The following is a 22,835-nucleotide window of genomic DNA, read 5'->3' as shown; positions in this document are numbered from 1 at the left end:
TTTCACGCAACCGCTTGCGCGATCCGCCTGCAGGCTTCCACCAGTCTGGCCTCGTCGGCGGCGAAGCTGATGCGAAAGCCGTCGCGCCCGCCGAAAGCAGATGCCGGAACGATGGCGACGCCGTGCTCGAGTAGGTGCAGCGCCAGCGCCGCATCGTCGCCGAAGCGTTCCATCAGCGGCTCGGCATCGACCATGCAGTAGAAGGCACCGTCGGGCACCGGCGTGGAAAGTCCGGGAATGGCGTTGATGGCGGCGACGACGAGGTCGCGGCGGGCGCGGAACCGGCCGCACCAGTCGGCCAGGAAGTCCTGCGGTCCTTCAAAAGCGGCGACGGCGGCCGCCTGGCTGATCGAGCAGGGATTGCCCGAGGAATGCGACTGCAGCCGCTCCATCGCCCTGATCAGCCACTCGGGACCGGCCGCCACGCCGATGCGGAAGCCCGTCATGGCATGGCTTTTCGACACGCCCGAAATGGTCAGGATGCGGTCGGAAAGGTCAGGGCAGAGGTTCGCCAGAGTGGCGTGTCGCCCGCCGGTATAGTTGATGGGCGCGTAGATGTCGTCCGACAGCACCATCACGCGCGGATGGTGGCGCAGCACCTCGCCGATGGCGAGCAGCGTTTCGGCGGGGAAGCAGGCGCCGGTCGGGTTGCCGGGGCTGTTGAGCAGCAGCCAGAGCGTGCGCGGGCCGATCTGCGCCTCGAGGTCGGCGGCGGAGAAGCGGAAACCGTGCCGTGGGTGGGTGTGGAGGGGCACCACCCTGCCGCCCGCGAAGCGAACGATCTCGGGGTAGCTGACCCACCACGGGGCCGGAACGATCACCTCGTCGCCGCCACCGCTGCTGCCCGCGCTGATCGTGGCCAGCAGGGCGTGGAAGATCGCCTGCTTGCCGCCCGCGCTGACGGTGACCTGCTCGGGCGGGACGACGATGCCGAGGTCCCGCGCGAAATGCAGCGCGGCGGCCTGCTTGAGCCGCGAGGTGCCGCCGACGGGCGTGTACCTGGTGTCGCCGCGGTCCAGCGCCGCCTTGGCCGCTTCCACTACGTGCGGCGGCGTGGCGAAGTCGGGTTCGCCGACGGAAAGCGAGATCACGTCGTGCCCGGCTTCGCGCAGCTGCGTGGCGCGGTCGGTCATGGCCGTGGTCTGCGACGGGGCGATGCGGGCAAGGGCGGGGGAGATGTGCATGGCGTGGCCTCTCAGACCAGGAACCGCGCAGGCATCAGCCCGCGCAGGGCATTGCCGATGAGGAAGCCTTCGGCAAGATCGTCGAGCGTCAGCGCCGCCTCGGCCGCGCGGCCCTGCTCCAGCAACGAGCGGCGCAGCACGCCGGGCAGCAGGCCCAGCGCCGTTGGCGGCGTCAGCAGCGTGCCGCCGCGCTCCACGAAGATGTTGGTGAAGCAGCCTTCCGTGACGAGCCCGTCGTCGCGCAGCAGGATGGCCTCGTCGGCTCCGGCGCCGCGCGCCAGTGCCAGTCCCTTGTCGTAGAAGCCGCGATCGCTGGTCTTGTGCGCCAGCCGCCAGTCGCCCGGGTCCACGGGGAGGCGCAGCACGGCGACACTCGCCGGTTCGGGCAATGCCGCCGGAAGCGCGCTGAGTTCGAGCGCGAAGGCGCCGGTGCGACCCACCACGAGCCGCAGCCGAGAGGCTTCGTCCGCATCGAAGCACAGCGCCTGGATGGCGTTGCGCACCGCATGCCGGTCGAACCCGAAGCCCAGCGCCGCCGCGCTCGCGCCGATACGTTCCAGGTGCAGTTCCAGCAGCGCGATGCCCTCTTCGGGCGTGAAGCGGATCGTCTCGATCAGGTCGAAGCTGGCCGGAGAAGTGGCCGCCTGCGCCGATCCCGGTGTCACTCGTGCTTCCGAATTCCGCACGAAACCCCCTTTGACCAGGCATTCCCGCCATTCGGGAAGCGCTTCAGAGTCCGCGACGATCGCCGAGCCGACCCCAAGGATCGCCCGGCCGCCGATCCGGCCCGTCCCGCTGCGATCGGGGATGAGCCGAAGGGTGCGAATTGCCACATTGAACGCCGCATCGCCAGAGGGTTCGATCCTTCCGATCGATCCGCAGTAGGGACCGCGTGCATGGCCCTCGACCCCGGCGATCAGTTCCATCGCCCGGATCTTGGGTGCGCCGGTGATCGAACCGCAGGGAAACAGCGCGCGCACCACGTCGAAGGCGCTTCGCCCGTCCTCGAGCCGGGCCTGCACCGTGGAGACCATCTGGTGGACGGTGGGATAGCTTTCGACCGTGAAGGGGGCTTCCACCCGCACGCTACCCGCCTCGGCCACGCGCGCAAGGTCGTTGCGCATGAGGTCGAGGATCATGAGGTTCTCGGCCCGGTCCTTCTCGCTCGCTTCCAGATCGGCGCGAAGCGCGGCGTCCTCGGCCGCATCGCGCCCGCGGGGCCTTGTACCCTTCATGGGCCGGACGGTAAGCGCGCCGCCCTGAAGCGCGAAGAACAGTTCGGGCGAGAAGCTGAGGTGCCAGTGGGCACCGTCGAACACCACGCCCCCGTGCCCCGCCTCGGCCCGGGGACGCAGCGCGGCGTAGAGCGCAAGCGGATCGCCCTGCCACGGTCCCGCCAGCTGAAAGGTGAGATTCGCCTGGTAGATGTCGCCCGCGCAGATCGCGGCATGAAGAATATCAAAGGCGCGGGCATAGTCGCCGAACTCCACCTGCGGCTCCAGCGGGCCGATCTCGGCGGGACCGCTCCCGCCCAAGGCGGCGGGACCGTTGCCGCCCAAGGCGGCGAGGCGGCCTGGCAGCGCCTCGCGGGCTATCGTCTCGCAGCGTTCGAAGGCGCCGAACCACAGCAGCGGCCCTCCGGCGCCGGTGCGGGCGGGCAGCAGCGGGGCAAGCCGTGGCTCCAGCGCGAGCCCGGCTTCGTAGGCCATGTACCCGGCAAGGTGGAGCCCCCGCGCCGATAGCGCTTCCATGCGGGCCAAGGCCCCTGCCACCTGCTCTGCGCGCATCGCCGTCACGGTTTCGCAAGGGTCGCGGTAAAGCCGCGCGTCGGCGGTGCCGGTTGCTCGGGCGTCATCGAGGAGGACGAATGGGTCTGGCATGGGCTTTGGCAGGCCCTTAGCGGCAGCGCCAAGCACAGGCAAACCCCGTCGCGGTCAGGCGGCGGGGATTTCCAGCCGGGCGGTCAGCCCCTCCACCTTTCCGGCGGGCGAGAGCCGGTTCGCCAGCACCAGCGCGCCGCCGTGCTGGTCCGCGATCGCACGCGCCAGCGCCAGGCCGAGCCCGGCCCCGCCAGTCGCCGAATTGCGGGATGGATCGCCGCGCACGAAAGGGTTCATCATGCCCTCGATCTCGGCCTCGGGGATGCCGGGGCCGTCGTCCTCGATGCGGATGACCGCGCTCCCGCCTTCGCGCGATAGCGTGACGCGCGCGCGCTCGCCATAGCGCAGGGCATTGCCGATGAGGTTGCGCAGCGCGCGGCGCAGCCAGGTCGAGCGCGCCTCCAGCACGATGCGCTGCGTATCGCCAAGTTCCACCGGATCGCCCATGTCCTCGTACTCCTCCACCACGGAGGCGACGAGAGCGGAAAGTTCGGTACGCTCGCGCGGGTCGCTGGGACGGCCCACGCGGGCAAGCGAGAGGATGTCGTCGAGCGTGCGCACGATGTCCTCGATGGTGCCGGCCATGCGGCCACGCTCGGCATCGTTCTCGACCGATTCGATCCGTACCCGCAAGGCCGCGAGCGGGGTCTTGAGATCGTGGCCGATGGCGCCGAGCATCACGTCCTTCTCGTCGAGCATCGCGACGATGCGCGCTTCCATGGCGTTGTGCGCCACGATCAGGCGCTGCATGTCGTCCGGCCCACTGGGCTCCAACTGCCCGGCGGAGCCCGGCGCATAGGCGAACTGCTCCACCCGGCGGGTCAGCGCCGCCAGCGGGCGGGTGATGCGGCGCAGGATCAGCGCCACCGCGCCCACCAGCACGAGGTAGATGACCAGCGTCTGCGCCAGGAGCGGGACGAGCAGCAGATTGACGACGCGCGGCGAGCGGATGCGCGCGACCATCCAGTTCGCGCGTGCGGGCTGGCGGATGGCGACCACCAGCAAGTTGTCGTCCATCAGCCCGGCGAGCTTCGCCTCGTCCATGTGCCGGCGCGCGGCGCGGCGCTCCAGCGTGCGGCGGGCGGCGGCATCGCCGCGCACCGTGCGGTGCAGGACGACGACTTCAGAGGCCTGCAGTTCCTGATCGTCGAGGATGCGCGCGATGCGGGCCTCCGCCCGCGCGTCGCGATCCTCGCCGGGGCGGGCGGGGGATGCGGTGGCGAACTCCACGGGGAAGCCGCGCGGCTGGGCTCCACCGAACGCCGGGCGGTCGCCCCGCCGCATCCGTTCGAGAGCGCCGGGACCGCGCGTCTCGGCGACGAGGCGGAAGGCGGCGGCATTGGCCATGCCGACCTCGAAGCTCTCCCGCTGGGCGCGGAAGACGAGAAGCGCGCCAATCCCTTGCACGAGCAGCAGCGCGGCGGCGACCGCCATCAGCATCTGCCCCATGAGGCTCTTGGGCCGGGGAAGGGCGGGGGAAGGAAACTTCATCAGCTGTCGAGCGTCACGCGGCGCACGTCCGCGGCGAGCATGTAGCCACCGCCCCAGACGGTCTGGATCAGTTGCGGATTGCGGCTGTCGACCTCGATCTTGCGGCGCAGGCGGCTGACCTGATTGTCCACCGCGCGGTCGAACAGGTGCGCCTCGCGGCCCTGCACCATGTCGAGCAGGCGGTCGCGGTTGAGCACCTGACGGGGATGTTCGAGGAAGGCCATCAGCAGCCGGAACTCGACCGAGGAAATCGCCACGATCGCACCTTCGGGGTCGATCAGGCGGCGCTTGAGGGGATCGAGGCGCCAGCTCTCGAACTCGAAGGCCTCGTTCTCGGCCTCGGGCGCGGCGTTCCCGGTGCGGGCGGCGCGGCGCAGCACGCTGCGGATGCGCGCCACCAGCTCGCGCGGTTCGAAAGGCTTCACCACATAGTCGTCGGCGCCGATCTCGAGCCCGACGATGCGGTCGGTCGGCTCGCCGCGCGCGGTGAGGAAGATGACCGGCATGTCCTGCGCCTCGACCAGATGGCGGCAGAGCGAGAGGCCATCCTCGCCCGGCATCATGATGTCGAGCAGGACGAGATCGAAACGGTCCTCGCCCGCCGCGTCGCGCAGGCGGGAGCGGGCCTGCGCGGCGCTTTCGCACTGGACGACGGCGAACCCCTGCCGCGAGAGGTACTCGCCCAGGGGTTCGCGCAGGGCCGCCTCGTCATCGACGAGCAGCAGCCTTGGAGGGGCTGGCGGGGAAGGCGCGGTATCGTTCATCGGTATTCCTCGAAGGGCCGCGCCATCCCTGTCAGTTCGCGGCCTTGCTGTCAGCCTTCTTGTCGGCGCGCATCTGCTGCCACTTGGCCTTCATCGCCTGGCGCGCGGCCGTGCGCTCTTCCTTGGTGACCTTGCCGTCCTTGTTGGCGTCCTCGGCATCGAAGCGCTTCATGGCGGCGGCGGTGAATTCGGCCTGGCTGATGGCGCCGTCGTTGTTGGTGTCGGCCTGCTTGGCCATCATCATCATGCCGCCGTGGCGACCGTGGCCACCCTTGCCGAAGCGGTGATGCCCGCCGCGCTTGCCGTCCTTGCGGCCTTCGGCGCGGGGACCGTCATTGCCGGGGCGTTCTGCACCTTCGCCGCCCTTGGGACCGCGCTCGGCGGAGAACTCGGTCTTCGAGATCGAACCGTCGCCGTTGGCGTCCATCCGGGCGAAGCGGGCATCGCGCATCTGCTGGCGGGCGAGTTCGCGATCGGCCTTGTCGAGCTTGCCGTCCTTGTTGGCATCCATCCGGGCGAACATGGCGGCGGCGGCGGTCTGCGCCTCGGCGCGGGTCACGGTGCCGTCGCCGTCCGCATCCATCCTGGGGCGCTCCATCCTGGGCGGGTTGGCGGGAGCCTGCGCGCAGGCGACGCCGCCTGTGGCAAGAGCGACGGCCGAGAGGCCGAGCGTCAGCTTCTTCATCGTGGTGATCATGGCGTTTCTCTGATCCGTTTTCTGCGAAAGGGGATGAGAACCGCGCGGCGGGGGAGGGGAAGGTGCCCCGCGGCTCTCTGGAACCCGTTCTACGGGCCTGTTGTCGCGCAGTTATGCCGGCGGCGGCGTTTATTGTCGCCAATTGTCACACCTGCGCGTCACCGTTCATGAACGCGCAAAGCCGGTGAACGGTTGTTCAGCGGCCGGATGAAATGACCCGGGGGGCTTGGAGGAGCAGGGGGCGGGGGCGGGGGCGGTGGCGAGCGCAGGGCGCAGGGCGCAGGGCGCAGTCCCCGTCTTTAGCGCGGGCGGCTCTCGGTGCCCTGTCCGGCGGTAATGAACAGCGCGCTGGCGGGCACCGGGATATTGGCCGTGTGCCACACCCCGGCGGGGTTGATGAGGTACTGCCCCGCCGCGATCGTCTCGGAGTGGAGGCTGCCGTCGGGATGTTCCTGGATCAGCGTCATCTCGCCCGCGAGGCAGACCACGACCTCGTCGCCCGCAGGGTGCATTTCCCAGCTGTCCCAGTCCTGCGCGAAGTCGAACATGCTGACCAGCCGCCCGAACCCGTCCTCATCCTCGGCCTCGGTGCGCCTTGCGTAGTCGGCGTACCATTCCATGGTTCCGGTAAAGGCGGGCTGGATGGCCGCGCCGGCGCGGGGCCCAGGTGGACCGGGAAAGTCCGAAGGTCGCGCGCCAGCGTGGTCATGGGGATTTCTCCTGTCAGAGCGAGGTTGTCAAAGCGGCGCGCACTGCGCCTCCAGCCAGGCGAGGGAGGGGCCGTCGAGCTGCGGGGCGACGATCTCGAGCACGCGGGCATGATAGGCGTTCCACCATGCAAGCTCGGCCTCGGTCAGCAGCGACACGTCAACAAGATGACGTTCGATCGGCACGTGGGTGAGCGTCTCGAAGCCGTAGAACTCGCCCTCGGCACCCTCGATCGCGCGCGGTTCCACCAGCACCAGGTTTTCGATGCGGATGCCGTACTCGCCGGTCTTGTAGTAGCCCGGCTCGTTCGACAGGAACATGCCCGGCATCAGCGGCTGGTCGGTTCCGGCCTGCCCGCCCGCCGGCTTGCCGATGCGCTGCGGTCCTTCGTGCACCGACAGGAAGCTGCCGACGCCGTGGCCGGTGCCGTGCGCATAGTCGAGCCCGGCCTCCCACAGCGGCAGGCGCGCCAGCACGTCGAGCTGCCCGCCCACCGTGCCTTGCGGGAAGACCGCCAGCGCCAGCGCGATGTGGCCCTTGAGCACGCGGGTGAAGCGGTCCTTCACTTCGGGCCCGGGCGCATCGGGGCCGACCCAGACGGTGCGGGTGATGTCGGTGGTGCCGTCAAGGTATTGCCCGCCCGAATCGACGAGATAGACCGAGTTCGGCTCCAGCTTCAGGTTCGTCTCCTCCGAGACGCGGTAATGCGGGCTGGCGCCGTTCGGCCCCGCGCCCGAGATCGTGTCGAACGAAAGGTCGCGCAGCAGCGGGTCCATCTCGCGGAAGGACTGCAGGCTGGCGGCGGCGGAAAGCTCGGTGACGCCGCCCTTGGGCGCTTCCACCGCAAGCCAGTGCAGGAAGCGCGACACGGCCGCCGCATCGCGGGCCTGCGCGGCGCGGTGGCCCTGCTGCTCCACCGGGTTCTTGATCGCCTTGGGCAGCACGGTGGGATCACGTTCCTCGACGATGGTGGCGCCCGCGTTCCTCAGTTCCGCGAAGATGGCGCTGACGGCGCGTTCGGGATCGACCGCCACGCGCTTGCCGGCAAGGTCGCGCAGCGCCGCGACGAAGCTGTCGCGCGGGCGGATGCTCACCGCGTTGCCAAGATGGCGGCGCACGTCTTCGGTGACTTTCCCGGGTGCCATGAACAGCTCGGCGGTGCCGTCCGCGCGGGCGATGACGTAGGAGAGGGCGACGGGCGTGCGGCTCACGTCGGTGCCCCGGATGTTGAGCAGCCACGCAATCGAATCGAGCGCGGTGACGACGGCCGCGTCGAGCCCGCGCTCGGAAAGCCATTCGGACACCGCCGCGCGCTTCGCCTCGCTCGACTGGCCGGCGTACTTGTCGGGATGGACGAGTGCGGGGGCATCGGATGGGACGGGCTGGTCGTGCCACACCGCGTCCACGGGGTTGCCGTCCACCGCCACGAGGGCGGCGCCCCGGGCGGCCAGCGCCTGCTCCAGCCCCTGTGCCCACCTGGAGCCGTGCAGCCAGGCGTCGTAGCCGATACGCGCCTCAGCGGGCGCATGGCGGGCCAGCCACGCGGCCGGGCTGGTCTGCGGCACGCTTTCGTAAGCATAGAGCCGGCCATCGACCTGCTCGCGCACCTGCAGGGTATAGCGACCGTCGACGAACATCGCCGCGGAGGGCACCAGCGCCGGGTCCGTCAGCACCACGGCCGTCCCCGCCGAGCCGCCGAAGCCGGTCAGCCATTCCAGCCGCTGCGCATAGGCGCCCACGTATTCGCTCATGTGCTCGTCCGAGATCGGGATCACGAACCCGTCGAGACCGCGCGCCTTCAGTTCCTTGCGCAGGTCGTCGAGGCGGGCTTCGTGAGTATTCATCAGCATGTCATGGTATCCGGCTTGCGGGGGGAATGCTGCAAACATAGATGGGAGCGATGGCAGATTCCACCCAGACCTTGATCGGTCCCCCGCGCGCGGCGAAGAAGCCGCATTCCTTCACCCGCCATGGCACCAGCGTGACCGACGATTACGCCTGGCTGCGCGACGCGGGCTATCCCGAGGTGACGGACAAGGAGGTCCTCTCCCACCTGGAGGCGGAGAACGCCTGGTTCGAGGCGCGCATGGCAGCGCACAAGGGCCGGATCGACGCGCTGTTCACCGAGATGCGCGGCCGGATCAAGGAAGCCGACACCTCGGTGCCGCAGAAGGACGGCGACTGGCTCTACTGGATCGAGTTCGAGGAAGGGGCCGAATACAAGAAGTGGTGGCGCCGCCCGGTGGCAGGCGGCCCCGACGAGCTGATCCTCGACGAGGTGGCTTTGGCGCAAGGCAAGGAATACTTCCGCCTCGGCGCGATCTCCACCAGCGCGAACGGCAAGCTCCTCGCCTATGCGATCGACGACAACGGTTCCGAGCGCTTCACCGCGCGGATCAAGAACCTCGAAACCGGCGAACTGCTGCCGGACGAGATCCCCGGCACGCTCTCGGGCCTCGTCTGGGTGGCGGGCGACAGGGGCATCGTCTATTCGCTCGCCAACGAGCAGTGGCGCACCGACAATGCCCGCCTGCACTGGCTGGGCGAGCCGGTGGAGAACGACGTCGAGCTCTACCACGAGGACGACGAGGGTTTCCGCGTCGGCTCCTCGCTCTCCGCGAACGAGAAGTGGCTGCTGATCGGCACCAGCGACCACGAGACGAGCGAATGCCGCATGGTCCCGGCCGACGATCCGCTCGGCACGCAGATACTCGTGAAGGCGCGGCAGAAGGGCGTCGAGTACGACGTCGACGAGCGCGACGGTGTGCTCTACATCCACACCAATGACACTCACGAGAACTTCCGCCTCGCCACTGCCCCGCTCGACAATCCGGGCGAGTGGACGAGCCTGATCGAAGGCACCGACGAGTTCTACCTCACCGGCGTCGACCTGTTCCGCGAGTTCTACGTGATCGAGGGACGCCGTGCGCAGGGCGAAGGCGCCGGCCTCGACCGGATCGAGGTGCGCTACTACGACGATCCCGCCCGCGTGGAGCCGATCACTTTCCCCGAGGCAAGCTACTCGGCGGGTCTGTCGAACAACCCTGAATGGCATGTGTCGACGCTGCGGCTGACGTACGAATCGATGGTCGCCCCGTCCTCGGTGATGGACTACGATGTCGCCGCGCGCACGCTGGAGACGCTCAAGGTCCAGGAAATCCCCTCGGGCTACGATGCTTCGCTCTACGCCACCGAGCGACTGGAGATCACCGCGCGCGACGGCACCGCGATCCCGGTCTCGATCATGTACCGCAAGGACCGGGCCGAGACCGTGGGCGGCGATGGGCCGCTGCACCTCTATGGCTACGGCGCCTACGGCATCTCCATCGACCCGGGCTTCTCGACCTCGCGCCTCAGCCTTGTGGACCGGGGCTTTGCCTATGCCATCGCCCATATCCGCGGCGGCGACGACATGGGCCGCGCCTGGTACAAGGCCGGGAAGCTTGAGCGGCGCACCAACACCTTCAACGACTTCGTGGACGTGGCGCGCGGCCTGATCGAGCGCGGCTTCACCGCCGAGGGCCGGATCAGCATTTCGGGCGGGTCTGCCGGCGGCGAACTGATGGGGGCGGTGATCAACTCCGACCCGCACCTGTTCGGCGCGGTGGTGGCGCATGTGCCCTTCGTGGACGTGCTCAACACCATGCTGGACGACAGCCTCCCGCTCACGCCCGGCGAGTGGCCGGAATGGGGCAACCCGATCGAGGACAAGGCGGCCTTCGACCTCATCCTGAGCTACAGCCCCTACGACCAGATCAGGGCCCAGCCCTATCCGCCGATCATGGTGACGGCCGGTCTGAACGATCCGCGCGTGACCTACTGGGAGCCCGCCAAGTGGGTCGCCAGGTTGCGCGAGATGAAGACGGACGACAACGAACTCATCCTCAAGACCAACATGGGCGCAGGGCATGGCGGCAAGTCCGGCCGCTTCGAGAGCCTGAAGGAGACGGCGGAGGAATTCGCCTTCATCCTGTGGCAGCTCGGGGTCGAAGGCTGATGTTCACGCTCACCTTCACCGCGCTGCCCGAGCACATCGACGTGATGGGCCACGTCAACAACGCGGTGTGGGTGCAGTGGATGGAGGCGATGGCGGGCGCGCACTGGGCCGCGCTCGCCCCGGCCGAGCATCAGGAGAAGTACGCCTGGCTCGTGACCCGCCACGAGATCGACTATCGCGGCAACATCAGCGAGGGCGAAAGCGTGACGGGCGAGACCTTCATCCCCGAAGGCCCTTCCGGCGCCCGCTTCGACCGGCGCGTGGATTTCCGCAACGCGGCGGGCAAGGTCATCGTCTCGGCGCGGACGACCTGGGCGATGATCGATATCGCCACCGGCCGCCTCGTGCGCGTCCCTCCCGAAGTCGCCGCGCCATTCGTGGGCGACTAGGCAGGGAGGAGTTTCGAGGCCGGAGCGCGGATCGCCGGCGTCGTCCGCCTGATCGCCGGTTCGACCGCGAACCTATGGGGATCAGTCGCCGATGATGAAGCGGACGGCGACCGGGATGTGATCGGAATAGTCCTTCGTGAACGCGGCCAGTTCCAGGTCGGAGCGAACGATAAGCTGCTCGCCCAGGTCCTCTTCCGGCATCGCCGCCACCAGGTCGCGCGTCACGACGATATGATCGAGGAGTCTCCTGCTGGCGACCCGCGTGAGCGCATCGTGCCCATAGTCCTCGCGCATGCCCAGCGAAAGCAGCGCAAGGTCATTCTCGGCCGAGAATGCCGCGAGCCCCTGCCGGGCGGTTTCCGCGTTCATGTCGCCTAGGATCAGGTAATCCGTTTCGCTCCCGCTCTCGCGGTCCCTGGCGATCCAGCGCGCAAGCGTTCGCGCGGAGGCTTCGCGGATTGACGATCCCGTGTCCGCCAGTTTGGTATCGGTGCTCTTGAGGTGGACGATCGCGCAGCGGAAATCGAACACCGCCGCGCCCTGCGACACCTGGACCTCGAGGAACATGGGACGGCGGTGGAAGACCTTGCGGTCTGCGGTCTTGCCGTTGGACAGCTCGACGCGGATCTCCTGGGCAAGCTCGGCCTCGATGTCCACGGGCGGTTCGATCACCCGCACGCGGGTCGTGTCGCGACGGAAGATCGCCCCGCTCTGCTGGCCGGAGCCGGGCACCGCGATATAGCCGTATCGAACGTTGCCCCCGGTGTTGATCGCCTCGGTGAGCTCGGCAAGGGAACGCTCGTCGACCTCCTGCAAGGCCCAGAAATCGCAGCGGAACGAGCGGATCAGTTCGGCGATCTTCGGTATCTTGGTCCAGTTCGCCTCGTTGTGGAAGTGCTCGATGTTCCACGACACGATGTCCGCGAACGCGGCCTCGTCGCGTAGCGAGGGCACTATGCGCTGGAGCGGATCGAGCGGCTCTTCGGAAACGGCGCCGTCGAGACCGAGGAAGCCGAAAAGCCCGCCCGGCGGCACGCTTGCCCGCATGAGTTCGGGCGCCCGAAGCGGCACGGGACCTGCGGGCGCGATCCCGTGCGGCAGGGCAAATGTCCGTAACCGCGCCGGCTCATGCTCCTGCTCGGCGCAGAGCGCGGCCACCCTCTGCCGGACCGATTGCGGCAGGCCCGATGGGTCGACCCGCCGCATGTGCTCGGCCGCTTTGCCGAAATCGGGGTGATATTCCCGGCGGCCGTGCCCCGGGGCGAAGGGGGTCGCCCAGCCAAGCCCGGCGATATAGTCGAAGTACCCCTCGGTGGTGTTGCCGTGCTGGCCGGGCAGGCCGGCCTCGGCGATGTCGTTCCAGGCATCGTGAGCGGCAAGTGGATGACGCAGGTACAGCGCGTGCAGTGCACCGCGATTGTCCCAGAGGCGCCTTGCGAAATCCTCGGTCGGCGCGTCCGGAACCGCGATCCTGACGGTGGCGGGTTTCGAATAGAGCACGCGCGAGCCGTTGACGCCCGCCAGCTCGGCCCGGACCTCGTAGTCGCCCGGCTCGGTGAACACCGGCCCATCGGCTCCGAGGAACAGGGGGATTCCATCGAAGCCTGCGTATTCCTGTCGTGCGGGAAGCCGCACCAGACCGGCCTGCGTGCACATGCGCGCAGGCGGCCGATAAGTGAACGTGCGGCCCGAGGGCGAGCGGATCGTCAAGCGCAGGTAGCCGTGCGCCGGATCGAGGGCGTCGGGGAAATGGATCGGCTCGGCAGTCGCGTTGGTGATCCGGGCGCTGACAAAGACGGGTTCGCCCAGTTGATGAACCCGCTTGAGCGAGGCGATAGCAAGGTCGATGCCGCCGATCGCACGCAGGGGGTTGCCGCCGGGGCGCGTCAGCCGGGGCTGGCCCGGTCCGCCGAACGGCTGGCTGAGGCCGTCCTCATATGTCCCGAACGGAAACCCGCCCGCGGCGATCTCGCGGACCGAGGCATGATGCAGATGGACGAGTTCGTCGGCATCGAAGGTTTCCGGGAACCGGCGCCAGAAGGCGCTCGTGCCGTCATGGTCGCGCGAAGCCTCGTAGCCTTTGGGATAGAGGTGCGGGTACTGCATCCAAGACAGGGCCGAAGGGCGGGCCTTGTCGAAACTGTGCAGGAGATTGAGGGCGTGGCCGATCTCGTGGACGGCGGTGAACACATACTCGCGGTTGCGATCGGCCTCGGGGACGCGCGGGTCGGACAGCAGCGGATGGTCGTAGAAGACCGCCACGCCTTCGCGCGGACGGCGGTTCAGATCGGCCTCATAGTCATACATGACGCCCAGGACGCCGCGCCCGTCCCGCCCGGCGAGGTAGCTGCACACGAACATGTGGACATGAAGGCCATCGGCAGGATCGCGAAGGCTCGCCGCTTCCATGGCGGAATGGATCTCGGCGAGCGTGTAACCACGGGCCCGCATGGGATCGGGCGCCTTGATCCTGAAGGGATCGACCCGCACGGTCGTCTCGAACCCCGCAGTCTCGAAGGCGCGGGCGATGGTGACAAGGCCCGATCGTCCCGCGAAACCCTCGGTGGAGGGCGGCTTCGTTCCCTCGATCCCGTCGATCTCGATGGTCAGCCTGCGCATGAAGTCGCCGCGCCGCTCAAGCCTGCCGGCGAACACGTCGCGGTAATTGCCCTCGAGATCGACCGCGAGATAGAATGAGCCGATGCCGCGCCCATCCACCTCGAGGCGCAGGCTGCCGCTGACCAGATCGGGGTGCCCCCGAAACCTCACCGTTCCGGTCGCCTGACCCGTAGCCGGCTCCTCCCTGAGCGCTTCACAGATGAGCGAAGCGACGAAAGCGCCATCGCGGGTGACATCGGCGCTTATCGTGCGCAGCGGACCCTCGGTGTCGCGGCCCACCCGAAATTCGAACCGCAAGCCTTCCGCTTCGCCTTCGTAGGAACCGCTTTCGAGCATCGACATGGTCCTCAGCCTGGATGGGGTTCAGCCGTAGAGAATTACGCTGGCCGATGGGTCCTGGTATCGATCAGCCTTCAGCGACTTCGCGTTCGACGACTTCGCGTTCGGACCGTAATGATGCCTTCGTCGGCAGGCGATGGAGCTGCGGAGCAACGCGGCGGCTCCCGCCCGCACGCAGGACCGCCCACCGAAGCATCCACGCTGCTGTGTACGTTGCCTGGCACCGCGCGCCCCCCGCGAAACTCGGTTACTCACACGAACAAAGGCGGGCTCACACAAGAACCCGAGAAATACGACCGCGAATCGCGGTACTAAATCGATACCACGGGTACAGTTGTTATTGAACGACGGATGTCGGGATCGGGGGCAATCTCCTGTCGAGGATTGCCGGACGCATACTTTGACGCGTCATAGTATGCTGCCTCTCCAAAGCGTTCTTGAAAACCGGTGGCCGATACACCGCGCGTCACTGGCCCATCGAAGCGAGGCAGGGGACGTGATCTGCGCTCCAGTCGATCTCGTATGTCGCAGGCACCGGACGCGGGGCCCTGGGCGGCGGCGTGGTGCCTGCAGGATCGTAGGTGATCCAGGCCATGCTGTTGTCGAACCGGGCTATGCGGTCGTTGTCGTGGCGGGCGGTGGCGGCGGGCACTTCCTTCTGCTCGATGCGTGACCCCCTGACCATGCGCAGGGCGCCGTCGCGAAGATCGAACGCGCGGTAGTAGTTGCGGCCGAACATGCGCGTGTCGATGTCGTCCTTGTGCGACCACTGGCCCGGCTTCGTCGTCGCGGGAAGGCGCACGGTAGTGATGCGGCAGTCGAACTCGGGCTTGTTGTAGAACGGCAGGTCCTGGTCCTGCTCGGCCGCGCGCAAGCGCTTCTCGGGCGGATTGAACCCGCCGCCCGGCAGCGCAAGGCCCTTCGAACCCCCGCCCTGGTCGTCCCAGTCGACCATGCCGGTGCCGATGATCGTGAGCACGCTGGCCTGCGCCTTCTGGTCGTAGCGCCATTTGACGTCCTCGATCGTCTGCCAGGTGTCGCCGATCGCGTTCTGGCGAAACGCGCTGAGCAACTGGGCAGGTGTTGCGGCGGAGAGCTGGACTTCCTGCTGCAGCCCATTGATCCCGCGCTTGATGGTGGTGTTGGTGATCCGCGCCGGCTTGTCGAAGCCTTCGCGCGCGTCGATCTCGAAGAGCGATAGCTGGTCGGGCCGGTCGGCGGGTTTCCAGGCGAGCCGCTCCAGCGGGGAGCCCTGCGCGCTCAGCGCAAGCACCCACTCATAGGGCATCACCGGCTCCGGTGCGGGAGGGACCACGGCGGGAAGGGTGCCGTCCAGCCAGTAGGCCTTGCCCTCCAGAGTGGCGCGCACCAGCACGTGGTCGAACATGCGCGGACTGGGCAGGCGTTCGTCCAGCCCATCGTCGTTGCCGCCGTTGTTGACCAGCACGGCCTGCGCCTCGATCCCCATTTCATGCAGCAGCGCGAGGAGCAGCACGGTCTTGGCCTTGCAGTCGCCATAGCGGCGCTGCCACGTCTCTTCGGCCGTCGCGGGCGAAAGGTTGCCGCCGTTGAGGCCGACGTAGATATAGCGCACGTCCTGCTGCACCAGCTTCAGGGCCGCGGCGGCCCGTTCCAGCGGCTGCGCCTTCGCGGCCATGATCCGGGCGGCTTCCGCCTTCAGGGGAGAGCCGGCCTTTAGGTCCGATGCCCTGGCGAACAGCGGGGCGAAGCGGCGCGAGATGCCCTGCCAGTCCGCGAAGCTGCTGTATTCGACCACCCTCTGCCACATGTAGCGCGGCGGTGCGTCCTTGGGCGGTGCCAGCGCCGCGGGATTGTCGAAGCGGTAGTCGACGGCGTTCGCCCCTTCCTGCGCGACTGCCGCCATGTCCGGGGTCATCTTGATGGCGGGCCTGTCGCGCGCCTCCCAGCTCAAGCGCAGGTGATAGCGGCCCGACGCCGGCTCACCGCCCAGCAACAGCAGGCCCGCGTCGTCCTTGCCGAGGGTGGGATCAGTGGTACGGATCGTCGCGCCGAACTCAAGCTCGTCGCCAACGCGCAGGTCAGGCACGCGCAGCACCGCGGTCAGGTTGCCGTCGAGCCGCGCGGCCTCCAGCTGGTCTTCCCGGCGCAGGATCTCGAACGAGGCCGCCTGCAGGACATCGATCACCTGTCCTTCGCGGTGGATCCTGATGACGTGCACCGTGGGCGCCCCGGCCGCCGGGTTCCACGCCAGCGAGATATTGCCGATCTGCAACGCGCTGGGGTGAAGTATCCGGACCCGGTAGCCGCTGTAGAGCAGCTGCCCCTTGCCATCGAGGTGGACCTCGCTGTCCTGCTGGCGGATGAACACCGCGCCGGTCGCATCCGTCGGCACCGGCATCGGCTCCGAGAGCACCGCCCATTTCGGCGCCGGGCCGCGCTGCACCTGCTCGTCGTGAGCCTTCCTGCTGTCCGCATGGACCACCCCTCCGACGAGCGCACTCGCCAGGCACACGTAAATCGCTGAACGCACGGTATCCCCCTTGATCCGCGCCATAATGTCCGCGGCGGCAGGATAAGCAAGCCCCTGATGCAGGAGGTCACGCTTCCGCGGACAGCCACATGGCGGCGAGCCACGAGAGCGGGCACGACAATCCGGAACACGAACGATGCCGTGACGCAGTCCTCCAGGCCGGTGCCGCGTGAGGTGGCTGCGCGGCACGGGTCTGGTTCGGCGGCTCAGCCCAGCACGTCTGCCATGGGCACGTAGTCGTAGCCCAGTTCGCGGGCCACGGCCTCGTAGGTGATCTTGCCCGCGTGGACGTTCAGCCCGTTGGCGAGGTGGGGGTCGGCCTTCAGCGCCGCCTGCCAGCCGTTGTTGGCGATCTCCAGTGCGTGGGGCAGCGTCACGTTGTTGAGGGCGTAAGTGCTGGTGCGGGCGACGGCGCCGGGCATGTTAGCCACGCAGTAGTGGACGATGCCGTCGACGGTGAAGGTGGGGTCCTCGTGCGTGGTCGGGCGGCTCGTCTCGAAGCAGCCGCCCTGGTCGATCGCGACGTCGACCAGCACCGCGCCCGGCTTCATGCACGAGAGCATCTCGCGGGTGATGAGCTTGGGCGCGGCGGCGCCGGGGACCAGCACCGCGCCGATCACGAGTTCGGCCTCGCACAGCATCTGGCGGATGTTGCTGGAATTGGCGAAGCGGGTCTTGGCGCGGCTTTCGAAGTGGATGCCAAGGCGCTCCAGCACTTCGGGGCTGCGGTCGAGGATGGTGACGTCGGCGCCCAGGCCCACCGCCATCTGCGCGGCGTTGAAGCCCACCACGCCGCCGCCGATCACCATGACGCGCGCGGGCAGCACGCCGGGCACGCCGCCCAGCAGCACGCCGCGCCCGCCGTGAGCCTTTTCCAGCGCGGTGGCGCCCGCCTGGATCGACATCCGCCCCGCCACCTGGCTCATCGGCTTGAGCAGCGGCAGCGTGCCGCCCGGCCCCGTGACGGTCTCGTAGGCGATGGCGGTGACGCCCGACTTCACGAGATCGGCGGTCTGTTCGGGATCGGGGGCGAGGTGGAGATAGGTGTAGAGGATCTGGCCCTCGCGCAGCATCGCGCGCTCGCCGGCCTGTGGCTCCTTGACCTTCACCACCATTTCGCACTCGGCGAAGACCTGCGCGGCGGTGGCCACGATCTTCGCGCCCGCGCCCGAATAGTCATCGTCGGAGGCGCCGATGCCGAGGCCCGCGCCCGTCTCCACCCAGACTTCGTGCCCGTGCGAGACGAGTTCGCGCGCGCTTTCAGGCGTCAGGCCGACGCGATATTCGTGGTTCTTGATTTCCTTGACGGTGCCGACGCGCATGGCATCTCTCCTGGCCGTTTTGCTGTTCCGGTTCATACACCGGCACGACGGAAAGTATCAACCGATTGTAAGTTGTGTGCGCGCTGCGACAGCCGTCCCTACTTTCCCTCGCTGGCGCCTTCCGCCCCGCCGCGCCGTTCGCGCGGGCGCTGCGTGATGATGTGGTCGCGTGCGGCGCGGATGTCGCCCGATTCGTACTGCAGGGTGAGGCGCTCCTTGTCGCTCTTGCGGTAGATCTGCTCGGCGCGGTCGATGTCGGCCAGCGCCACGTCCAGCCCCTTCAGAGCGCGGCGGGCGAGTACGACTGCGGATTCCAGCACCTCGCGCGCCATCGAGGCGACGGGGGAGCCCTTGAGCCGCAGCAACGCGCGCCGGTCGAACACGCGGGCGTGGATCTGCGCGTTGGGGAACGCCTGCTGCACGGCCTGCAGGAACTCGGGCGAGAGCTGGTCGCCGTCGATGCAGAAGACGATCAGCTCGGCGTCGGCCGCGCCCGCCTGGCGCAGCATGTCGATGCGGGTGCCGTCGCCGAACCACACCTGCGCGCCGAAGCCGCGGGCGATGTCGATCATCTCGATGTCGGTGTCGATCATCGTGACTTCGATGTTGGCCGAGATCAGCATCTGCGCCACCGTCTGCCCGAAGCGGCCATAGCCCACGATGATCGCGTTGGCGCCGTCCTCGTGCGGCCCTTCGCGCACTTCCTTCTTGCCTTCGGGCCGCTCGCGGATGCCGCGCGTCGCCATCATCAGGAACGGGGTGGTGACCATCGAGAGAGTGACGATGGCGCTGAACAGGCTCGTCGCGCCGGCATCAACCAGCATCGAGTTGCCGGCCTGCGCGAAGAGCACGAAGGCGAACTCGCCGCCCTGGCTCAGCAGCAGGCCAAGCGCCAGCGCGCTGCGCCACTCCATGCGGAAGGCAAGGCCGAGCAGGAAGATGATCGTGGACTTCACCGCGATCAGCGCCAGCGCCATCGAGACGACGAAGAGCGGGCGCTCGGCGATGGCCGACAGGTCCAGCATCATGCCCACCGACATGAAGAACAGGCCGAGCAGGATCGAGCGGAAAGGCTCGACGTCGGCCTCCAGTTCGTGGCGATAGGGGCTGTCGGCCAGCATGACGCCGGCGATGAAAGCGCCCAGCGCGGTGGAAAGTCCCAGCGCCTGCATCAGCGCGGCGCTGGCGAGCACGGTGAACAGCGCGGCGAAGACGAACATCTCGCGCTCGCCCAGGTTGCCGATCAGGCGGAACAGCGGGCGGATGGCGAAGCGCCCGGCCAGGATCAGGCCGACGATCGCCGCCACCGTCTCCAGACCGAGCACCCACCCCGGAGGGCCTTCCGGAAGCGCGGGGTTGCGGTTCATCGCGGCGATGATCGTGATCAGCGGGATGATCGACAGGTCCTGGAACAGCAGGACCGCAAAGGAGCGCTCGCCGAAGGGGGTGTGCAGGCGCCCGGCGCTCTGCAGCATGGGCAGGACCTGCGCGGTGGAGGACAGGCCGAGCGGCAGGCCCAGCGCCAGCGACGCCTCGAGGCTGAAGCCGGTGAAGAAATAGATGATCGCCGTCACCGCCATGCCGCACAGCGCCACCTGCAGGAGGCCAAGGCCGAATATCTCGTGTCGCATGCGCCACAGGCGCGGGGGAGCCAGTTCCAGACCGACGATGAACAGCAGCAGCGTGATGCCCAGTTCCGCGATGCCCATCTTGCTTTCGGGATCGCCCACGAGGTCGAGCACATAGGGGCCGAGCACCGCGCCGGTGGTCAGGAAACCGAGCGTGGCGCCGATGCCGAGCCTTCGGAACACGAGCACGAAGGCAAGCGCGGTTCCGAGCAGCAGGAACCCGTCGCGAAGCAGGAACGCCTGTGCATGTTCTTCCATGGTGGCCTTTCGGGCGGCAGGGGTGGGGAGCGAAGCGCCCGTCTCTTAGAACGGGCCGCACAAGGGGCCAAGGCATACCTTGGGGTGGCGCGGCACTGCAGCGGCGCGAGGGGTCTCGCTACCTGGGCAGGATTCCGGTGCAGACGTAGCGCAGGGCCTTCCCGTCCTCGCTCTCCCACTGCACGCGGGTGACGGCACCCGGACCCGGGGACGCGGCGAGAGCGGTGCCGTCCGGGCCGACGACCTGCCACTGCGTCGTCACCACGCGGCTACCCGCGCAGTCCACGCTGCGGGCGGAGAAGCGGGTGGTGCCGCGCGGATAGGCGCGGCTGGCGCGGTTCATGACCTCCGCCTGCCGGAAGTTCACGCCCAGCCCGCCCGGCGCGACGCTGGCGGCATCCACCCGCACGCTGCGCCCGATGGTGCGCTCCACGTCGAGGACGAAGATGCGCACCCATTTGCCCGCCGTGGTCGCCAGCACCTGCGCGCCGCCCGGTGCGGGGACAAGTGCCAGCGCGAAGGCTGCCGCTGCGAGGGCGAGCGGGGAGGCTCTCGAAGCGGCCAGTCTCGAGGCGGCCAGTCTCACAGGGGCCAGTCTCGAAGCGGCTAGTCTCGAAGCGGCCAGACTCACAAGGGGTTGCCGTTCTCGTCGCGGTAGATGTCGCGGCGGCCGACGTGGTTGGCGGGGCCGACGAAACCGTCGTTCTCCATGCGCTCCACCCACTTGGCGGCGGTGTTGTAGCCCACCCCCATCTGGCGCTGCAGCCACGAGACCGAAACCTTCTGGTTCTCGAACACCAGCTGGCAGACCTGCCGGTACTTGCGCTCGTCCGGCGCGTCCGACGCGGTGGCGTCGAGGTCGTCGAAGCCGAAGCTGCCTTCCTCGGGCTCGTTGGTGACGGCATCGACGTAGTCGGGCTTGCCCTGTCCGCGCCAGTGGTCGGCGACGTGCTCCACTTCCTCGTCCGAGACGAAAGGCCCGTGGACGCGCTTGATGGGGTCGGAACTCGGCTTGTAGAGCATGTCGCCCTTGCCCAGCAGCTGCTCCGCGCCCTGTTCGCCAAGGATCGTGCGGCTGTCGATGCGGCTGGTGACGGCGAACGACACACGGGTCGGCAGGTTGGCCTTGATGACGCCGGTGATGACGTCGACCGAGGGGCGCTGCGTCGCCATGATGAGGTGGATGCCCGCCGCGCGGCTCTTTTGCGAGAGGCGCTGGATGAGCACTTCGATCTCCTTGCCGACCGTGACCATGAGGTCGGCCAGCTCGTCGACGATGAGGACGATCTGCGGCAGCACCTCGTAGTCGAGCTGGCGGTCCTCGTAGAGCTCCTCGCCGGTGTCGGGATCGAAGCCGATCTGGATGCGGCGGCCCAGCGGCTTGCCCTTGGCGGCGGCCGTGCGCACCTTCTCGTTGAAGCTGGCGAGGTTGCGCACCGAGATCTCGCTCATCTGGCGATAGCGGCGCTCCATTTCCTCGACCGCCCACTTCAGGGCGCGGATCGCCTTGGGCGGTTCGGTTACTACGGGCGAGAGCAGGTGCGGGATGTCGTCGTAGCTCTTGAGCTCCAGCACCTTGGGATCGACAAGGATCAGGCGGCACTGCGCGGGCGTCAGGCGATACAGCAGCGAGAGCAGGATCGCGTTGAGGCCGACCGACTTGCCCGAGCCCGTCGTACCCGCGACCAGCAGGTGCGGCATCGTCGCAAGGTCGGCCACCACCGGCTCGCCCGCGATGTCCTTGCCAAGGATGATCGGCAGCATGCCCTTGTGGTTGGCGAAGGCTTCGGAGGCGACCATCTCCTTGAACGAGACCATCTGGCGATCCGCGTTCGGCAGTTCGATGCCCATCACCGTGCGGCCCGGGATCGAGGACACGCGCGCCGAGATGGCCGACATGTTGCGCGCGATGTCGTCGGCCAGGCCGATCACGCGGCTCGCCTTGATGCCGGGCGCCGGTTCAAGCTCGTACATGGTGACGACAGGGCCCGTGCGCACGGCGGTGATCTCGCCCTTGACGTTGAAATCGTCGAGCACGGTCTCCAGCAGGCGCGCGTTGCGCTCCAGGCTGAGCTTGTCGATCTTGGGCTGCGAGTTCGCGGGCGGATCGGCCAGCAGGTCGAGGCTGGGCAGTTCGTACTTGTCGAACATGTCCTTCTGGCGATTGCCGAAGCCGACCTGCGCGGGCGTGGCCGAGGCCTTGGGCTCCGCGATCTCGGGCGCCTTGCGCGGCTTGTCGGCGGCAGCAGGCGCGGCGGCGGCGAATTCGGCCACGCGCGGCGGCGCTTCGGGGCGAGCGGCGTCCTTCTCCGCCGAGGCGCGGTCCCTCGTGGCGGCGAAGGCCGCGTCCTCGGGCGCGGGAAGAGCGCGCGGCAGGCGCCCGATGCGGCCGGGCAGGGTAAGCAGGCGCACCCAGTCGATCGCGAAGACCCGGCCCGCCAGCAGCACGCCGGTGCCAAGGCACACCAGCGCCAGCGCCAGCTTGATCCAGTTCTGCGCCATCGGCGGGGAAAGTTCCGCCAGCGCGGTGATTGCCTTGGCGCCGAGCAGGCCGGTCAGCCCGCCCATGGAGGCCGGCAGGCTGCCGCCGGGCTGGGTGAACCAGAGCGAGAGAACCGTCGCGATCAGCAGCATCGCCAGCGCCAGCACGCCCACCGGCCGCCACCAGCGCTGGTCGGAATGCTCGATCTCGCTGTCGTCCTCCTCGACCAGCAGCCAGAGCTTGCGGCCGAAGACGTAGAGCAGGGGAATGAACAGGGCGGAGACCGGGCCGAACACGATCAGCACGCTATCCGCCAGCCATGCGCCGACAGGGCCCATCCAGTTCTGCACCTCGCCCCCGGCGGCGGTGGAAGTGGAAGGGTCGGTCTGGTGGTAGCTCACCAGCGCAAGCGCCAGGAACAGCATGCAGCCGAACAGCGCGACCGCGCCCGACAGCTCGCTGGCGCGGCGCAGCGAGCGCTTCAGGATGGCGCGCCAGTCCGGTTTGGCGATTCGCCGACCGGGCGCGATGGGCCGAGTAGCCATGCAGAAAATTCCCCTGGGGT

At 68.5% G+C, this 22,835-nt stretch carries 15 protein-coding genes; 2 read left to right on the top strand and 13 right to left on the bottom strand.

Annotated features, from left to right (window positions below; translation table 11 throughout):
- Positions 1-2: 2 nt before the first annotated feature.
- The 7 genes from GR702_RS00680 to GR702_RS00650 form a co-directional block, all read right to left on the bottom strand.
- Positions 3-1,184 carry a pyridoxal phosphate-dependent aminotransferase gene (locus GR702_RS00680; protein WP_160984027.1) on the bottom strand — a complete coding sequence of 394 codons (1,182 nt, stop codon included), beginning with the start codon at positions 1,182-1,184 and terminating at the stop codon, positions 3-5.
- A gap of 11 nt (positions 1,185-1,195) precedes the next feature.
- Complete coding sequence (gene pabB / locus GR702_RS00675) at positions 1,196-3,064, bottom strand: aminodeoxychorismate synthase component I (protein ID WP_160984026.1); 1,869 nt, start codon at positions 3,062-3,064, stop codon at positions 1,196-1,198.
- A gap of 54 nt (positions 3,065-3,118) precedes the next feature.
- Entirely contained in the window at positions 3,119-4,555 is a 1,437-nt protein-coding gene (locus GR702_RS00670) for a sensor histidine kinase (RefSeq protein WP_160984025.1), read from the bottom strand.
- Positions 4,555-5,319, bottom strand: coding sequence for a response regulator (locus GR702_RS00665; protein ID WP_160984024.1), 765 nt, complete (start codon positions 5,317-5,319; stop codon positions 4,555-4,557). Before GR702_RS00665 ends, GR702_RS00670 begins: the two co-directional genes overlap by 1 nt.
- A gap of 31 nt (positions 5,320-5,350) precedes the next feature.
- Positions 5,351-6,016 carry an EF-hand domain-containing protein gene (locus GR702_RS00660; protein ID WP_202407980.1) on the bottom strand — a complete coding sequence of 222 codons (666 nt, stop codon included), beginning with the start codon at positions 6,014-6,016 and terminating at the stop codon, positions 5,351-5,353.
- 299 nt (positions 6,017-6,315) lie between these two features.
- Complete coding sequence (locus GR702_RS00655) at positions 6,316-6,636, bottom strand: cupin (protein ID WP_337192487.1); 321 nt, start codon at positions 6,634-6,636, stop codon at positions 6,316-6,318.
- A gap of 117 nt (positions 6,637-6,753) precedes the next feature.
- Positions 6,754-8,568 (bottom strand): aminopeptidase P family protein, encoded by a 1,815-nt coding sequence (locus tag GR702_RS00650; protein ID WP_160984426.1) that lies wholly within the window; start codon positions 8,566-8,568, stop codon positions 6,754-6,756.
- A 47-nt stretch (positions 8,569-8,615) separates the two neighbouring features.
- Between GR702_RS00650 and GR702_RS00645 the strand changes: the two genes are divergently transcribed.
- Complete coding sequence (locus GR702_RS00645) at positions 8,616-10,721, top strand: S9 family peptidase (protein WP_160984023.1); 2,106 nt, start codon at positions 8,616-8,618, stop codon at positions 10,719-10,721.
- Positions 10,721-11,110 (top strand): acyl-CoA thioesterase, encoded by a 390-nt coding sequence (locus tag GR702_RS00640; protein WP_160984022.1) that lies wholly within the window; start codon positions 10,721-10,723, stop codon positions 11,108-11,110. Before GR702_RS00645 ends, GR702_RS00640 begins: the two co-directional genes overlap by 1 nt.
- An 81-nt stretch (positions 11,111-11,191) precedes the next feature.
- On the opposite strand, the gene GR702_RS00635 is transcribed toward GR702_RS00640, so the two are convergent.
- The 6 genes from GR702_RS00635 to GR702_RS00610 form a co-directional block, all read right to left on the bottom strand.
- A complete protein-coding gene (locus tag GR702_RS00635) occupies positions 11,192-14,071 on the bottom strand; it encodes an endonuclease/exonuclease/phosphatase family protein (protein ID WP_160984021.1) in 2,880 nt (959 codons plus the stop codon).
- 463 nt (positions 14,072-14,534) lie between these two features.
- Positions 14,535-16,580 carry a DUF3857 domain-containing transglutaminase family protein gene (locus GR702_RS00630; protein ID WP_337192486.1) on the bottom strand — a complete coding sequence of 682 codons (2,046 nt, stop codon included), beginning with the start codon at positions 16,578-16,580 and terminating at the stop codon, positions 14,535-14,537.
- A 206-nt stretch (positions 16,581-16,786) separates the two neighbouring features.
- Entirely contained in the window at positions 16,787-17,902 is a 1,116-nt protein-coding gene (gene ald, locus GR702_RS00625; RefSeq protein WP_160984020.1) for an alanine dehydrogenase, read from the bottom strand.
- A 98-nt stretch (positions 17,903-18,000) separates the two neighbouring features.
- Positions 18,001-19,788 (bottom strand): cation:proton antiporter domain-containing protein, encoded by a 1,788-nt coding sequence (locus tag GR702_RS00620; protein ID WP_160984019.1) that lies wholly within the window; start codon positions 19,786-19,788, stop codon positions 18,001-18,003.
- A 118-nt stretch (positions 19,789-19,906) separates the two neighbouring features.
- Positions 19,907-20,374 (bottom strand): hypothetical protein, encoded by a 468-nt coding sequence (locus tag GR702_RS00615; protein WP_337192485.1) that lies wholly within the window; start codon positions 20,372-20,374, stop codon positions 19,907-19,909.
- Positions 20,375-20,415: 41 nt separating this feature from the next.
- Entirely contained in the window at positions 20,416-22,815 is a 2,400-nt protein-coding gene (locus tag GR702_RS00610; RefSeq protein ID WP_160984018.1) for a DNA translocase FtsK, read from the bottom strand.
- Positions 22,816-22,835 lie beyond the last annotated feature (20 nt).

The sequence above is a fragment of the Novosphingobium silvae genome, from assembly GCF_009856825.1.
Lineage (GTDB): Bacteria > Pseudomonadota > Alphaproteobacteria > Sphingomonadales > Sphingomonadaceae > Novosphingobium > Novosphingobium silvae.
The sequence above is the reverse complement of the archived record's forward strand: the minus strand, read 5'-3'. Positions and strand labels throughout refer to the sequence as shown.